This is a genomic window from Neobacillus sp. BP17 (genome assembly GCF_059579525.1).
Genome location: NZ_CM184198.1, coordinates 5160903 through 5176560 on the forward strand (window position 1 = coordinate 5160903; position 15658 = coordinate 5176560).

A 15658-nucleotide genomic window follows, 5' to 3' on the forward strand; every position below is an offset into this window, starting at 1 on the left:
ATCATACTTATCTGATAAATTAATCCTGTTTTCTATCTATGATTGGAAACACCCTGCCGCCTTGCGTCCGATAAGTCTGCTTTTTGGTGTGTACTTTTTTCACTGGCCTTCTCATTTCTTTTAAAATAGCCGGTAAGACCGAGGTCATATAAGAACGAAACTTAATAAATGATTCACCTGTTTTACGAACCTGATACCGAATGGGAATTTCCTTCATACGAAACCCTTTTCGAATTAGATTTAATGTGACCACTTGGGCATAATTGTAATCATGGATAATTTCCGCTTCCTCCATGGCCTGTCTAGAAAATGCTCTCATACCAGATTGACCATCATAGATCCATTTACGGAGGAGAAGCGCTTGTAGCATGGTAAAACAGTAATTTCCGATTCTTCTGTTCCATTTCATCCCATCAATCGATCCAAGAAAACGGGACCCCATCACATAATCAGAAGTTCCCAAAAGAATCGGTTCAATTAATTCCGGAATTTGTTCAGCTGGGTATTCATTATCGGCATCAATCATCACACCAATATCTGCTCCATATAAAACACACAGTTCCAGCCCTTTTCTCACGGCTGCCCCTAAACCTTGATTTCTAACAAACGTGTGAACATAATTTGCTCCCGCTGCCCATGATAGTTCTTCTGTCCGATCACTAGAACCATCATTTACCACTAGAACCTCTACACACACTCGGGAATTAAAATTTCTGGGTATTTTTCGAATGACCTCTGTAATGGAGTCTTCTTCATTATAGGCTGGCAGAAAAACTATTACTTTTTGCTGCTTCATAATCAATAACTTCCTTCCTTACTGCATCAATTAATACTGGGCCTCGGGCTTTATCAGGGAATGGTGCACCCAGTAAGTAAGAGATGGTAGATGCGAGGGATACTAAACTATGCTTCTCCTCCACACTCTTTCCTTTCTCGATCGAAGGGCCATACATGAAAAAGGGAACAAATCTTTCACCTTCATCTAAATGCCCATGCCCGCCGATTCCGTCTGCCTGACCATGATCGGCACAAACAATAAACGTGTAATTTTCTAGCTTTCCTCTATCCTTTAACCAATGAAAATATTCTTCTACCAGAGAATCGGCTTCTTCAATCTTTTGAATATATTCATCATATAAAACACCACGGCTGTGTCCAGTTTGGTCTGTACTTATTAATTGAACAATTTGCAGGTCTGGATCCTGCTCTTCCATGATATTTTTAGCTCGTTCAATAATCCCGCGATCCACTATATTATTTTTCATAACAGCAGTGAATGTCTCAACATCCTTACCAAAGGAATCGACGAGATGGGCTACAGCTAATAATGAACCCTTTTTCCCTACTTTTCGAAGACTATCAAAAACACTCTCGACTTTAATCCCAAGCTTCCAAACCATATTCGACTTTATGCCGTGCTCGAAGGGATACGTTCCTGTAAACATAGAGGAAAAGCATACAACGGTTCTTGCAGGATAAACAGTTTCCATATTCGTATACTCTGTACCATTTTTCCTCAAAAAGTCGAGAAAAGGCGTATCGGCTTCTTCAAAGCGTTCTTTCCGCATACCATCGATGACCATCACAATCACTTTCTCATTAATGGCAGATGTCCGCTCCTCTATATTGGACGTATAGGTTGGAATAATTTTCGGCTTCCAATCAAATAGGTTTTTATGGAGAATCCATGAGAATAAGAGGACGCCGGCATAAAAAAGGATTAGTACTCCAACTTCACTGCCCGTCCATGACTGCTCCGAAGTGACTAAATTCCAAAGTGACAATAATAAAAGAAACTTAGGCAATTGCTCTTGAGCATTTCCGCTTGTTGAATCGCTATTTTTTAGCACAAGTTTCCAGAAGCGCGTAAAATTAAGCCATGACGTGCCAATTCGCAAATGATAATAAAACGTTCCCCAAAAAAATACGGTAAAGAAGAAATATAATCCCACCGCTGTCAGCAGCAAACTGAGATTCACTTGATCCCAGATAATTAGGTATACCGTAAAGGGAATCCATAAATAATTTCTTAAGAATAATGGGTAATCGAACAAATAGTAAATAATCAGCATGGGCAGGATTGCGAGGAACCCAAGGGTTAGATCTCCTAAAAATGAAGGATTGCCAAGCTTTGAAATGGAATAGATCAGCATGATTCCAATGGTAAAAATCGGTGTAAATGGCTTTCCCTCGTTTAAAAGGTTCCAGCACCTGGCGGCAAATTTTTCAAATGATGATGCTTTTTTCATTCAGTTCTTCCCCTCCTTGATAAAATCTCTCTTATTTGCCTTATTTTCGTTACCGGTGAACGGATTAATAATAGGCATCCAACTAGATAGGAAAAAATAAATTTATAACTATGGCTGATAAGTGCCACCATATACCCATCTTTTAATGGATAATGAAAACTTGCTAGAGCAGCAGTCATGACGGATTCATAGGTTGAAATCCCACCAGGCGTAATCTGAAAAACCTGTCCCCCTACCGTGATCGAGTTAACCCAAATGGCCTTGTAAAGCGGCAGACCATTACCTATCGATGCGGTTACACTCCAGACAACAGCTCCTTCAAGTGCCCAACTAAACGCAATGAAAAGCATAATTAAAATAAAATTTTTCCCAGCTAAGCTTGTTTTTATGATTTGTATATGCTTTTCCACAAACCGCGGACGATGTTTTTTGACGAAAAAGAATCCCATTAAAATCATGATGACTAAAATAAACAACAACCCTAGTGAATAACGAAAGAAAAATGGCCTTGAAAAGGCAATGAGTCCAATAAATGAAAACATGAGGAGGAAAAACATATCTATTGCTCGAAGGACAATAACAGAATGGGCTGAAATTTCCGGACTTATGTTTTTTTCCCTCCAGGATAGAACGCCAATTCTAACTGCATCTCCCACCTTAATTGGAGTAATATGATTCACGAAAAGGCTTAGGAGCACCCCCTGAAGACAGCTATAGAATCTTACTTTCTTTCCTAAGTATAATCTCCATGCGTCAGCTCTTAGAATAAAAGATAACAGGTAAGAAATCGTCACAGCTGCAATAATAAAAGGGTTGCCTGCAAAAAACTCCTGCATTGCATTAAATAACTTTTCAACATGCAAATATCGCAGTGATAGAACAATAAATACCCCTGCAAGAATGAACCCCATTAGTCTTATCAGTAGACGCTTAACTGATTTCCGACTCATGTTTTTTCGCCCATTCTATTGTCTTGGAAAGGCCTTCTGAAAAAGAAACCAATGGTTGAAACCCAAGCTGCTCCCTTGCCTTCGAAGTATCTGCCCAAGTGGAATGAACATCACCTTGGCGAAATTCAGCCTGCTTTACTGCTAAATCTGGAAAATACAGCCTGAGGTGATCTACTAGTTCTTCGAGGAAAATAGGGCTGCCAGAGCCAATATTAAAGGTGCCCACTTTTTCCTGTTGGTTAAAAGCACTAAGGATTCCCGCTATACAATCATCAATATAGGTATAATCCCTAGCCGTCCTATTTCCAAAAAGGGTAATTTCCTTTTTATTCATCAGCTTTTTGATAAACCCTGTAATGGCCATATCCGGTCGGCCCCATGGTCCATATACTGTAAAAAAGCGAAGGATTGAGACTTTATAATCAAATAAAGAAGAATAAGCATGGCAAAACGATTCCGCACCAAACTTGGCCGCTGCATAAGGAGAAACAACTCGTCCCAATGCCATTTCCTCTTTAAGAGGAACATTTTTTTGTTCACCATAAACCGATGACGAAGATGCGAAAATAAACTGTTTTACATTGGATTCCCCAGCAAAGCGAAGAGCATTGATCGTTGCTTTGATATCGTAATCTACATACTCATTCGGGGCGGCAATAGAGTGTGGTACTCCAGGAATAGCAGCTAAGTGAATGACTATTTCCGGTTTAAAGGAAATAAATATTTCTCTGACTTTATTTTCATTATGTATAAGACTTTCTTGATAAAAATCAAACTTCCCTGCTTCACTAACAAATTCAAGGTGGCGCTTTTTTCTCTCAATCGAATAATATGGGTGAAGTACGTCAAGGATTAGTATTTCATGACCTTCTTTTATCAATCTTCTTGTAAGATGGGAACCAATAAATCCAGCCCCTCCAGTTACGATTATTTTCAATCAAAAACACCTCTAAATCGTTCAATAAGTCCTATTCTCTCATATACAAGAAAAAAGGAAAAACCTTGCACAACTAGAACAAGGTTTTTCCTCTGCATTATTTCGCTTTTTCTACGATTGTATTCAGAGTGGAAATAAGTTCTTTCAATTGCGCTTCCCCAGCTGCTTTATCTTTCGCTTTTGCAGTTTCAACATATTTTTGGGCTTTTTCAGTTAAGGTTTTGTAATCCTCTTCACCTAGAAGGGTTTTGATATCCTCACCGATAATGTCAATAAATAATGCACCTTCTAAACCAGTAACAACGGCTTTATCATCTTTGCCAATTAGTTCTTTACTTTCCCCATATTCATCAATGGCAATCTTAGCAAACCCACGAACAAAGGCTTTATTTACAGCATCTGGATCAATTGCCTTTACATCAGATTCAAGTGTAAAAGATTTTTCAATAAAAGCATGTTCCTCCGCGGCATGACTGTTTAGATAGCTGGATAATGATTGGAAGAACGCCCAGCCTTCTGCCTGCTCCACTTTAGCTAGGGCTGCGTCGTTTTTCGCTTCTGCTGCCGCTTTAGTCGCATATCCGTTTGGAAGGGCGCCAGTAGCAAGATAGAAAGTCTTCATTAAGGTTTTATCAACGACTTGTTTTCCTAAGTTAAAGCTAAGTAGATCATTATTTTTTACGGCTTCATCCATTTCGTTAAACCCGCCATCAATAACACTGACAAGATTTGTTCCATAGGCTGCATCACGCTTTTCAACAGTTGTCTTTAGGATTGCATAGTGCTCTTTTGCTTCTTCAAGTTCACCATTAACTTCGTCCGTTTTACCCCATAGTTCTGTTACTTCTGTAAAATCGTGTTTAATGGATGTATAAAATACTTTTTGCATTAATTTATCAAAAATTTGTTTAACTACTACTTTATCCATAGTTCCGTCTTTACCAGCAGTAAGTGCTGTTGTGATTTTATCATCAATTGTATCTTCAAATTCTGCGTCTCTCTTTTTAACCAACTCTTTTAGATTTTCATTATATAACGTTGTAACTTTATCAAAATCAACATCTTTACCTTCTTTAGCTTTTTCAAGCTCTGTTAATGCTTCTGTAAAAACATCAGCATACGCTGCATCTTCTTTTTCCACAGCTTCTTTCTTCTCAGAAGCTTTTTCCTTGTTCTCCACTTTTGGTTTGCTTTCTGTTTCTTCTGCTTTTCCGCAAGCCCCTAGCATTAATGAAAGGGCTGCCAAGGCTGCTAGCATTTTAAATTTAATCGACATGTTGTTTTCCCCCGGTTTTGTTTTGATTTTCTATTTGATAATGATTATCATTTACATTTTTAATTATAATAGAGAATGATTATCACTGTCAATGAAAATTATTATCTATTATAAAATATTCTTTATCTTCAAAAATACTAACACGATCACCTTTCCACAAGATGGTTCCATATTATCCTTCAAAAAATCTTATGCAATTATAGGAAGTCGATGGATGGACCAATCACATTTATGAGGGCTGTACAAACAAAAAAGCCCTTAACGGACTTTTTTTAACTACGTGTAATTATTATTCTAAAATAATAATTAAGAAGGTCTTACTTCATTATTTGTAAGAACCTTTAATGCATCTTGTACATCTAGTGCAAAACTTACGGGATTATCTATCTTTTCAAAATGAATATACATCAATCTTGGATTATCAAATAGCCAGTGATTATGAAAAGCGGTGACAATAATATTATGTTCACGGAGTCTGTCAATGAATGGATTAATCTCGTCCTCCAAAATAACTGTTTCACCACTACAAAGGGCCCGTCCATCCCGAGTTAACGATTCAAAAGTGAACATCTGAGGAATAGCTAGAAAAGACCTCGTTCGTCTCCCCAAAATTCGCGCTTTAATATTGGTCCGAGATCTCATGACCATACAAACTCCATTTTCAAAGGTATGCATTCCGCCAAGGATTCTGTGAAACTCCTCACATAACCCTTCTGCTTGTCTAGGAACGCGTACTCTCACATTTTGAACCCCTCCCAGATTACGAGTAGTCAAAACTTCTAGGGCGTCTCTTACTTTTCTAGCAAAAGATAGTGGCTCATCAATGGATTCAAAATGGATGTACATCAAGCGAGGATCATCGAACAGCCAATGATTGTGGAGGGCGGTTACAATGATTCCATTGGCTCGTAAACGTGAAATAAATGGATTAATTTCGTTTTGAAGAATAACCGTTTCCCCAAGGCATAATGCTCGCCCCTCACTATTAACATCTTCAAAGGAAAATGCTTGTGGCACAAACATGAAAGATTCTGCTCTACGTCCTAACACAAATGGGTGGAGGTTTGTCCGAGATTTGGTCGCTGTACAGACTCCATTAATAACAGACGGTGCAGCATCCAGGATATCAGCAAATTGCCTGCATAGATTAGTAGGCTGCATATGGCTCATTTCATTCAAATTATCATCCCCTAAAAATATCTCTCAAGATAAAATTATGCAGAATAACTTTTTTGGACAGGGCCATATTGTAATTTTTATGAAAGTTGTGGTGAAAGGGTAAGAGGCATTGCTAGTTTCCCCAGTGAAACTTTTTTTCACTGCCATTACTTAGTTAGAAGGAGGACAAAAGGTTTCTCTAGACCCACTAGATCTTTTTATTCCATAATAAAATAAGAGAAATGGCGGGGGATAGAATCATGAACAAACAGGGATACTTGGATTTGAGAAGAGGTGAACGCGGAGCGATCATCAGCATCGTCGCTTATATAATCTTATCCTCATTAAAATTATCAGTCGGTATTATAGCTCACTCTGAAGCCTTGAAGGCAGACGGATTAAATAATGTCACAGATATTATTGCATCCGCAGCCGTGCTGATTGGTCTTAAATTATCGCAGCGGCCCCCTGATGACGACCATCCTTATGGACACTGGAAAGCAGAAACCGTTGCCTCCATGGTCGCCTCATTTATTATGATTGCTGTGGGAATCCAAGTAACATTCGAAGCGATTTCTAGTATATTTTATGGAAGAAACGAAACTCCAGATTTAGTTTCTGCTTGGACAGGTCTCTTTTGTGCTCTGGTTATGTATTTGGTTTATCGCTATAATAAAAAATTAGCTAACGAGATCAATAGCCAATCAGTTATGGCAGCAGCAAAGGATAACCTATCAGATGCATGGGTCAGTGTTGGTACATTTATAGGAATCGTCGGTGCCCAGTTCAATCTTCCGTGGCTCGACCCGATTACGGCGATAATTGTTGGATTCCTCATCTGTAAGACCGGATGGGAGATTTTTAGGGATGCTTCCCATCATTTAACCGATGGGTTTGATGAAAAACAAATAGAGACCTATAAAGAAACGATCATTGATTGTCATGGAGTTAAAGGGGTTAAAGACATTAAAGCCCGGAATTACGGCAATAACGTGGTAGTGGATATTGTGATTCTCGTCAATTCCGATTTAGATATTCGCGGTGCCCATGACATTGCGACCAAGGTGGAAAATGTATTAATAAAAAACCATCAAGTCTATGATGTACATGTTCATGTTGAACCTAATTAGATAAAAAGAGGAAGTGAGCCTTCATAACCTGAGAGGGCTCTTTCTTTTTAGGTGAGAGAATTCATATGATGTTTTATAAAAATAAACTGCCCAGCTTCATCCCAATAAACGCTAGTAAGATCCCAAACGTGTAGCTCATTCCTAAATATAAAATAATCATCCTCCAGTTTCTTTTAGTAAGCAGCTGTATGTTTTCCAATTTAAATGTAGAAAATGTCGTAAAAGCTCCCATGAAACCCGTTCCCAAGAGTAATCTCCACGTATTCTCTAAATTCGCCCCAAAGATTAAACCCAACAAAAATGAACCAAACAAATTAATGATTAAAGTGGCAAGAGGAAATGTAGAGGGATACTTTCCCTTTATCAAGATACTTAAACCAAAACGGGACATCGCTCCAAAAAAACCGCCGACTGCCACCAAAGCTATATTCGTTATCATTGTTTTTCACCTCTACCTACTTCTGTTTCTTTTTCTGCACTTAATCCCAATCGATAGCCCATCCAAGTCAATAAGAGACCGCCCCAAAGACTAAGAAGCACATAAAGGATTGCTGTTCCCCACTTAGTTGCACTAATTAATTGAACCGTTTCCACACTAAAAGTTGAAAATGTAGTAAAAGAGCCAATAAGTCCAGTGCCTATTGCAGTTATAACATGTGGGGGCAATGATTTAAATCTGGGCAGGAAATTAGTGAGCCATCCCAATATAAAACATCCCAACATATTTGTAACAAAGGTAGCTAATGGAAAGTCGTGAAACCACCACTGACCAAAGTAAACGCCCAACATATAACGTAATAAAGCCCCAATAATTCCAGCAAGCCCTACGAATAAAAAAACCAATGTACTCACCTCAAATATATAGTTTCCTAAAATAAATAGACTCCTACCAATTTTTTCTGGTAGGAGTCATTAGCTGCCCGCGGAAAGCGAAGTGCCTGGAACGGAAATCAACAGGCAATTTTAACAGAGTCAATTTTATAAGAATATATTAACAAATAAGAACTACAGGTGCTAGTTATTACTAGCATATTTAAAAAGCTCTTTGAATAAACCATACAAGTCCGAACGCTAAGATGGCAGCAGACGTTCCTGGAATCACCCAGCCTACCGGTTTTAACTTTAACTTCCTAATCCACAAAATGATTGGAAACGTTACGGAAACAATCAACAACTGCCCGATCTCAATACCCATATTAAAAGATACGAGGGACGCAGCCATGTGATTCGTATCTAATTTCATTTCTGAAAGGATTCCTGCAAAACCAAATCCGTGAATCAATCCGAAGCCAAAAGCTAGCCACGGCTGGTGTTTTGAGTCCTGGTTAAAAATATTGATGAGTGCCACATAAATAATACTTAGAGCAATAGCCGATTCCACAAATCTGCTTGGAAGATGAACAATATCAAAAGTGGCCAGAGCCAAAGTGATACTATGTGCAATGGTAAAGGCTGTAACTAAAGACAGAATATGACGAATCGTTTTTGCCCCAAAAAGCAAGGTAATCACAAATAGGATATGGTCATAACCTGTGAAAATATGTTTTAAACCAAGAACTACAAATTGTTTCACATTTTGCAAGAAGCTGATTTCACCAATTTCTACTTCTCTTGATTCAAATGAAAGAATCTTTTCTTGTTGTTTCCCGTCCATTTTAATAGTTGCATAGTTCGCATGACTTGGGTCGGAATCATCCATAAACATATTATATTCAACCACTAGTTTTTCAGGCTTATGCCCGATTTGATAAGCCAAATTAATTACCGCAAACGGACGCTCCTTAATTATTTCTATCTCTGTTTTTAACACGCTGCCCGCAACTAGTCCGCTGTCCGCATAAATTTTTATATGCGAATTTATATAATTTTGCAGGACCTTTTGGTTAATAATTGCCTTATCTTCTGTTGCTGTATTAAGGGCATGTCCCAGCTCTTCCAAATCAAGTTTCAATTCATATCCCAGCGTTTTATCCTTGACCTGAATGGTGGAAAAACCTTCACTGTTATTTGTATGTGCATAAGCTGAATAAGGGTGTAAAGAACCTAATGCTAGAAAAATGAGCAATAAAGGGAGCAGTATCTTTTTCATTATATCCACTTCCATTCCTTTGTTAATTTCCATGTCTCGACCAAGATAATGGAAAGACGAGGAGCATATAGACCCCTCGTCTCGACTCTATTCATTTCATAAATTATTTACTAGATTTGACGAAAATTGGGTTTGAATAGAACCAAAGATCATTCCAAGGATTTTCCCCTTTAGGATCGGCGACTGGTTCCAACTGGTCAGTGTTAGTACCACGTAAACGAATATAGCTATCTTTTTCCACATCTTTTAACGTATGAGTAATGATGATGTATTCACCGTCTTTTTTCCAGTCACTTTCTGTGAAACGCTTTACGACTTTTGTTGTCGGGTTAGAAGCTGCTGAGCGGTCTGCCACTTTTCCATTCACTTCTCCCATGATTAAGTCAACACGTTGAACATTTGGCTTATCACCATGAGAGTTCGCAGCGTTGGGATCTTTGATCCGAACGGTGACTGTGACATCCGTTTTCTTACTTGGAAGTGTAAGTGTTTCACCGATTGTCGCTGTATTACCTTTTGCCGCTGCATGCAATGGTGATTTGCCGCCTGCTTGTACTTTCACATCCAGTTCTGAGATCAGGTCACCCGTTGTAACAAATACATTACCTTTACGAAGGTTTTCCATTACATCCTCATAATTTTTCTCTGCTTTTACATAGGTTTTAGAATATTCACCAGGCCAGAAGTCACTTCCTCCATCACGCCAGTTCACATGGGAGTCTGATGTGGCAGTAATCCACCAGTGTCTTCCTTCGCCTAACATCGAATCCCATAAACCACCAACGATAGCAGACATTTGATCAAATCCACCCATTGTTGGCGCGTTTGCGTTTGAGTAACTACCACGAGATCCTTTAGGGTCAAGAGAGCCATCTGGATTAATCGCACCTGCTTGGTGACCAGGAGCACCCTCCATACCAATAGAGATATTTGGTGCAGTATCATTCCAATTACGGAACTCTTGCGGAGTATCTTGTCCCCATACACCAACACCTGTCGCTGAACGAGATGGATGATGTGCGATCGAAATTGGAAGTTCGTCCATTTGCTTCATATAGTTAAGAGCTTCAATCATTTTGGATTCAGTGTTTCGGCTTGAGTCAGTTGGATAAGCCTCACGAGAATTAAACTTGCTTTCAAGGTCATATAGAACTTGGGATTCATTTTCACCTTTTGGGATCATTAGAGTGCTGTGGTCTGCTCCGGGTGTGTCTAATTCCATTCCGTAGAATTGAAGAAGATCAGGAACAGCTTCACGGGATTTTAATAATTCAGGGTACGCTTGCTCTAAGTTGACCTTGGAATGGTTAGGACCACCATGATCTGTTGTCATTACCCAATCAAGTCCATATTTCTTAGCATTTTCTGCATTTTTCACTATTGGATAAATGGCATCGCCGCCCCGTATGGCAGTAGGAGGGTTGGTAGAATTGTCCCAGCCAACACTCCATTCACTATGTACATGGTGGTCACCCGCAAGCCATGATGCGCCATTCTTTTTCACTTCTTCTTTGGACAATGATTGTGCTTTAGCGTTTTGATTACCGCCATCATGAAAGACCGTTTGCGTTGTCAAAGCAGTGGTGGCAAGAACTGTTGTTGCTAATAAAGGTATGGCTTTCTTTTTAAATCGTGATTTCATACTTCCAATTCCCCCTAAGATTTATTCACAATTAAAATAGTAAACTAGGATTGTTAAGGGGATATGTAGGTTTAGTAAAGTCAGCGTTAATCTAATGTAAAGTTTAGAATTATAAAAAAATAATTAACCACAAAAAAAATAGAGCTTAATGCTCTCCACAGATTGAGAGCCGCCGCTATCAACCTTTTTCTATTTCAATACCCCAAGTAGCCGCTTATTTTTTCGAAAGTCCCTCCACATCAATAAATGGCGTAGCTCCGCCTGTGACACTTGGCAGGTGACCATCCCATTTTTCTAACGCCTTTTCTTGGACTTCGATTTGTTTTAATTGAATCAACGCCTCGGTTACTTCTTGTTTTTTCAGTCGCAATGCTTCCGCTTCTGCACCCGCTTGAGCCACTTTCTGCTCAGCCTCGATTTTCACTCGTTCGAGATCTCTTTTTGCCCGTAATGCATTTTGTTCGGCGGTTTGTTTCGATTCAATCGCTTTATTGAATTCATCACTAAACGCGAATTCCTTGATATTAATATCTTCTAGAATCATATAGTATTTTGTTAATTTACCAGCTAGCATATCCTTCACCTTCGCCGATACTTCCGGCCGTTTCGAGATTAGTTCTTCGGCGGTGTACTGGGCAGTAATCGCCTTGAGTGATTCCGCAATTGCTGGGTCAACGATCCGGGTACGATAATCCAAGCCGATTTCCTGATAAAGCTTATTCACGGCTTCCGGGTCAGCCGAATAGTTGACAGCCACCATTGCGGTAACCATTTGCAGATCCTTAGAGGCCGCTGTCTGTGAACTTTCTTCTTTTTGAACCCGAACTTCAATCGGCTGTACAGTTTGAATGAACGGAATCTTAAAATGAAATCCCTCGGTTAAAATTGTCGGTTTAACGGCCCCTAATTGTAACAATACCCCTCGGTATCCAGAATCCACGGTAGTACCAGAAAAAAAGCCAACTACGATAATCACCAGCGCAACAAGTCCGCTAATTATCGATTTCGTATAGTTCATTCTGATCACCCCCCTTTAAATCACTTTATGAAAAAAGTTCCAGATTTATACAGAGGAATACACTTAGACTATCCGCACTTAGAAAAACTTCTCCACCAACTCAACAGAAGTGGGCCTGCTAAAATAGTAACCTTGCATTTTATTGCAGCCGATGCTGCATAGATAATGGTATTGCTCCATGTTCTCGACACCTTCAGCGACCACATTCATCCCCAGGTTTTTGCCCATGGCCACTAATGCTCGGCAAACAGACTTCTGGTTTTTATGATCCAAACCCTGGATAAACGATTTATCAATCTTGATCGTATTAAAAGGATATTGAACAAGATAACTTATGGAGGAATAACCAATCCCAAAATCATCAAGAATGATATCAACCCCATATTCTTGCAATTCTTGAATGGTTTTCAACGTTCTCTCGACATTGGTCATCGCCGTTCTTTCGGTTATTTCAATTTTTATTAATTCAGGTGGTAAGTCATATCTTTCTATTGAATCTTTAATCGTTTCAATGAAATCCTCCTGATTAATTTGCCGAGCAGGAACATTAATGGAGATATAAAAAGGCGGTAAATTCCTATCTATCCATAACCGGCGCTGGCTGCAGACCGCTGCCAAAACCCAATTGCTCAGTTTAATAATCAGATCGGATTCCTCTGCAATCTGGATAAATTCACCTGGTGAAATGCTTCCCAATACAGGATGTTCCCAACGGAGGAGTGCTTCCAAACCGATAGCTTTCTTGGTATATATATCAAAAATGGGCTGATATTCTAAATACAACTCATTTTTTTCAATCGCCTGATGAAGATGTTGTTCCAGGAGCATTTTTCGTGACAGACTCGTTGCCATGCCCAGTTGATATTGCTGAATGCCCGTCTTATTCTCCTTAGCCAGATACATCGCCTGATCGGCTCTCATCATAAGCACATCGCCATCTTTTCCATGGTCGGGATAAATACTTGTCCCGATACTGACACTTATCCTGTACTCATGTTCATTCAGCTTAATTGGCTCCGCAACCACTTGGCTTATTTTTGCGGCAATTTCATCAACCACTTGGCCGTTCGGCAGGTTTTTTAATAGAATGACAAATTCATCTCCACCCTGGCGTGAAATGACATCTTCCGCACGTATATGACTCTTTAAGCGATTCGCGATGATTTTAATCAATCGATCACCCATTTTGTGCCCCAGTGAATCATTGATATCCTTGAACCGATCAATATCAATGAATAAGATCCCTGCAAACCGGTGATTTCGCTTCGCCTCAATAATGGCGCTACAAAGCTGTTCATCAAATTTTCTTCGATTTGGCAGCCCTGTTAATGGATCATGAAAGGCTAAATAGGTTAATTCTGCTTCGTTTCTTTTCCGCTGATTAATATCCATCACAACACGATCAAATCTCACAGGACCAACTGCCGGCTCCTCAAAAATGGGAACGATATAATCAAAAACCCACTTCTCCATCCCATTAACGGTGCGAATCCGATATTCAAGTTTAATAGACTGCCCCTTCTCCAATAAAGCCAGCTGCGATAGGACGACAGTTTTATCTTGCGGATGGATGATCTCCATCCACAAATAAGGATTCTGGATAAATTCTTCCTCGGAATAACCCAAAATACGCTGGCAGGCTGAGGATATTTGAAGGGTCTCCATCGTCTTGGCATCAATAGACCATAAACAAATATCAATTTCGTTAAAAATATGATCCCAATTGCTCAATTCATAAAATGGATGGCTCAAAGGCACTGGGAGATTGAGCAGCACGGATTTGAAGGGTTGAATAAACAAACTTACATCGGACTTTAAGGATTGATTTCTCATAGGGGCTCCTCTCTATGGTTTATGAAATAATCTGTATATTGTATATCTTAAAGGAAATATCGGAATTTGAATGCTTCAAATGTCACTGGATTATGGCGTTTTTTTGACAAAAAACAAAAAGCGTAAAGACCCTTATCATGGAATCTTTACGCTTTATTAGTCGATAGAAGGTTTATCATTGGAATGAAGGACATCCACTCATAAATAGATTGAAAGCCGGATTCATAGTCCCTGCCCTCTTTTACATAATGCTTGCAATATTTCTTACCGTATTAACAATATTAGGATAGGCATTTTTAAGGGCATGTTCTAGTGATGTCACTCCTGGTACAATGCTGAAAACGGCATCTATTCCACACTCATGAACAGCATCATAGCCATCACCAAGGGAACCTGCTACCCCAATCACACGAACTTCATGTTTTTTGGCTACATTAGCTACACCAATCGGTGTTTTTCCGTAGATGGTTTGATTATCTATTTTTCCTTCTCCTGTTATGACAAGGGACGCATCACGAATATGGTCCTCCAAACGAGTAGCCTCAACCACAATCTGTATTCCCTTTTTCAACTGGCAAGGAAGAAAAGCTAATAAACCTGCACCTAGGCCTCCTGCAGCCCCTGCCCCTGGAATGTCACTCACACGCTTTCCTAAATCCCTTTCTATAATTCTTGCAAAATGAGCTAGATTCTGGTCAAGGATCACAACCATTTCTTCTGTCGCTCCTTTTTGCGGACCAAAAACGGCAGAGGCACCAGCAGTTCCAAGTAAAGGATTCTCGACATCACAAGCAACCTCGAAAGACACTTCAGACAAACGTGAGTCTAAACCTTCTATACTAATAGATTGCAAATGAGCTAATGCTCCACCGCCAAAGCCAATTTCATGTCTGTCACCATCGAGTAATTTAACTCCTAAAGCCTGAGCCATCCCTGCTCCACCATCATTGGTGGCACTTCCCCCGATTCCCAAAATTATTTTCTGTACCTTGTATTCGAGGGCGGCTAATATTAATTCTCCCACACCATATGTGGTTGTGTGAAGCGGATTTCTGTCCTCTTTGGGCACCAAATGTAATCCAGAAGCAGCAGCCATTTCGATAACTGCCGTTTTTCCGTTATGAATTAATCCAAAGAAACCATTCACTTTATTTCCCAGCGGGCCGGTAACTACTTGGTGGATCATGCGTCCATCTAGTGAATCAACCAAGGATTGAACAAGGCCTTCTCCCCCATCTGCCATAGGGACCTTTACAAAATCAGCTTGAGGAAAGATTTTCCTAAAGCCTTCTTCAATTGCATTGGCAACTTCTGAAGCAGATAGGCTCTCCTTAAAAGAATCTGGTGCGATAACTACTTTCATAGGGTTTCATTCC

The 15658-nt window shown here is 39.6% G+C and carries 14 protein-coding genes; 1 reads left to right on the plus strand and 13 read right to left on the minus strand.

The features are described from left to right. Nucleotides 1-19: 19 nt before the first annotated feature. From AC4QJR_RS25245 to AC4QJR_RS25270, 6 genes are all read right to left on the minus strand, one after another. A complete protein-coding gene (locus AC4QJR_RS25245) occupies nt 20-796 on the minus strand; it encodes a glycosyltransferase family 2 protein (protein WP_496524583.1) in 777 nt (258 codons plus the stop codon). Further along, on the minus strand, nt 756-2249 hold the full coding sequence (locus tag AC4QJR_RS25250; RefSeq protein WP_496524584.1) for an alkaline phosphatase family protein: 1494 nt from the start codon (nt 2247-2249) through the stop codon (nt 756-758). The genes AC4QJR_RS25245 and AC4QJR_RS25250 overlap by 41 nt, the downstream gene beginning before the upstream one ends. Beyond that, complete coding sequence (locus AC4QJR_RS25255; protein ID WP_496524585.1) at nt 2246-3199, minus strand: lysylphosphatidylglycerol synthase transmembrane domain-containing protein; 954 nt, start codon at nt 3197-3199, stop codon at nt 2246-2248. The genes AC4QJR_RS25250 and AC4QJR_RS25255 overlap by 4 nt, the downstream gene beginning before the upstream one ends. Beyond that, complete coding sequence (locus AC4QJR_RS25260) at nt 3180-4136, minus strand: NAD-dependent epimerase/dehydratase family protein (RefSeq protein ID WP_496524586.1); 957 nt, start codon at nt 4134-4136, stop codon at nt 3180-3182. Before AC4QJR_RS25260 ends, AC4QJR_RS25255 begins: the two co-directional genes overlap by 20 nt. A 97-nt stretch (nt 4137-4233) precedes the next feature. Continuing rightward, nucleotides 4234-5412: a hypothetical protein gene (locus tag AC4QJR_RS25265; RefSeq protein ID WP_496524587.1), complete on the minus strand. Its 1179-nt coding sequence runs from the start codon at nt 5410-5412 to the stop codon at nt 4234-4236. Between the two features lie 306 nt (nt 5413-5718). Then, the gene (locus AC4QJR_RS25270) at nt 5719-6582 is read right to left on the minus strand and encodes a DUF1259 domain-containing protein (protein ID WP_251461284.1); all 864 of its coding nucleotides are present in this window, start codon (nt 6580-6582) and stop codon (nt 5719-5721) included. Between the two features lie 248 nt (nt 6583-6830). On the opposite strand from AC4QJR_RS25270, the gene AC4QJR_RS25275 reads away from it, so the two are divergent. Then, complete coding sequence (locus AC4QJR_RS25275) at nt 6831-7700, plus strand: cation diffusion facilitator family transporter (RefSeq protein WP_496524588.1); 870 nt, start codon at nt 6831-6833, stop codon at nt 7698-7700. Between the two features lie 73 nt (nt 7701-7773). Here the strand turns inward: AC4QJR_RS25275 and crcB (AC4QJR_RS25280) are convergent, their stop codons facing one another. From crcB (AC4QJR_RS25280) to AC4QJR_RS25310, 7 genes are all read right to left on the minus strand, one after another. Next, a complete protein-coding gene (crcB, locus tag AC4QJR_RS25280) occupies nt 7774-8139 on the minus strand; it encodes a fluoride efflux transporter CrcB (protein WP_496524589.1) in 366 nt (121 codons plus the stop codon). Continuing rightward, nucleotides 8136-8543, minus strand: coding sequence for a fluoride efflux transporter CrcB (crcB, locus tag AC4QJR_RS25285; RefSeq protein WP_496524590.1), 408 nt, complete (start codon nt 8541-8543; stop codon nt 8136-8138). The genes crcB (AC4QJR_RS25280) and crcB (AC4QJR_RS25285) overlap by 4 nt, the downstream gene beginning before the upstream one ends. A gap of 190 nt (nt 8544-8733) precedes the next feature. Further along, nucleotides 8734-9789: a HupE/UreJ family protein gene (locus AC4QJR_RS25290; protein ID WP_496524591.1), complete on the minus strand. Its 1056-nt coding sequence runs from the start codon at nt 9787-9789 to the stop codon at nt 8734-8736. A 103-nt stretch (nt 9790-9892) separates the two neighbouring features. Beyond that, entirely contained in the window at nt 9893-11431 is a 1539-nt protein-coding gene (locus tag AC4QJR_RS25295; protein ID WP_496524592.1) for a CehA/McbA family metallohydrolase domain-containing protein, read from the minus strand. A 214-nt stretch (nt 11432-11645) separates the two neighbouring features. Further along, nucleotides 11646-12449, minus strand: a complete 804-nt coding sequence (locus AC4QJR_RS25300; protein WP_098573980.1) for a prohibitin family protein — start codon at nt 12447-12449, stop codon at nt 11646-11648. A gap of 78 nt (nt 12450-12527) precedes the next feature. After that, nucleotides 12528-14282 (minus strand): putative bifunctional diguanylate cyclase/phosphodiesterase, encoded by a 1755-nt coding sequence (locus AC4QJR_RS25305; protein WP_496524593.1) that lies wholly within the window; start codon nt 14280-14282, stop codon nt 12528-12530. Between the two features lie 241 nt (nt 14283-14523). Then, complete coding sequence (locus AC4QJR_RS25310) at nt 14524-15645, minus strand: glycerate kinase (protein WP_496524594.1); 1122 nt, start codon at nt 15643-15645, stop codon at nt 14524-14526. Nucleotides 15646-15658 lie beyond the last annotated feature (13 nt).

Bases quoted from the DNA above. Each gene is read 5' to 3' on its own strand.
- AC4QJR_RS25245 (WP_496524583.1), bottom strand. From the start codon at position 796: ATGAAGCAGCAAAAAGTAATAGTTTTTCTGCCAGCCTATAATGAAGAA.
- AC4QJR_RS25250 (WP_496524584.1), bottom strand. From the start codon at position 2,249: ATGAAAAAAGCATCATCATTTGAAAAATTTGCCGCCAGGTGCTGGAAC.
- AC4QJR_RS25255 (WP_496524585.1), bottom strand. From the start codon at position 3,199: ATGAGTCGGAAATCAGTTAAGCGTCTACTGATAAGACTAATGGGGTTC.
- AC4QJR_RS25265 (WP_496524587.1), bottom strand. From the start codon at position 5,412: ATGTCGATTAAATTTAAAATGCTAGCAGCCTTGGCAGCCCTTTCATTA.
- AC4QJR_RS25270 (WP_251461284.1), bottom strand. From the start codon at position 6,582: ATGAGCCATATGCAGCCTACTAATCTATGCAGGCAATTTGCTGATATC.
- AC4QJR_RS25275 (WP_496524588.1), top strand. From the start codon at position 6,831: ATGAACAAACAGGGATACTTGGATTTGAGAAGAGGTGAACGCGGAGCG.
- crcB (WP_496524589.1), bottom strand. From the start codon at position 8,139: ATGATAACGAATATAGCTTTGGTGGCAGTCGGCGGTTTTTTTGGAGCG.
- AC4QJR_RS25290 (WP_496524591.1), bottom strand. From the start codon at position 9,789: ATGAAAAAGATACTGCTCCCTTTATTGCTCATTTTTCTAGCATTAGGT.
- AC4QJR_RS25295 (WP_496524592.1), bottom strand. From the start codon at position 11,431: ATGAAATCACGATTTAAAAAGAAAGCCATACCTTTATTAGCAACAACA.
- AC4QJR_RS25300 (WP_098573980.1), bottom strand. From the start codon at position 12,449: ATGAACTATACGAAATCGATAATTAGCGGACTTGTTGCGCTGGTGATT.
- AC4QJR_RS25305 (WP_496524593.1), bottom strand. From the start codon at position 14,282: ATGAGAAATCAATCCTTAAAGTCCGATGTAAGTTTGTTTATTCAACCC.
- AC4QJR_RS25310 (WP_496524594.1), bottom strand. From the start codon at position 15,645: ATGAAAGTAGTTATCGCACCAGATTCTTTTAAGGAGAGCCTATCTGCT.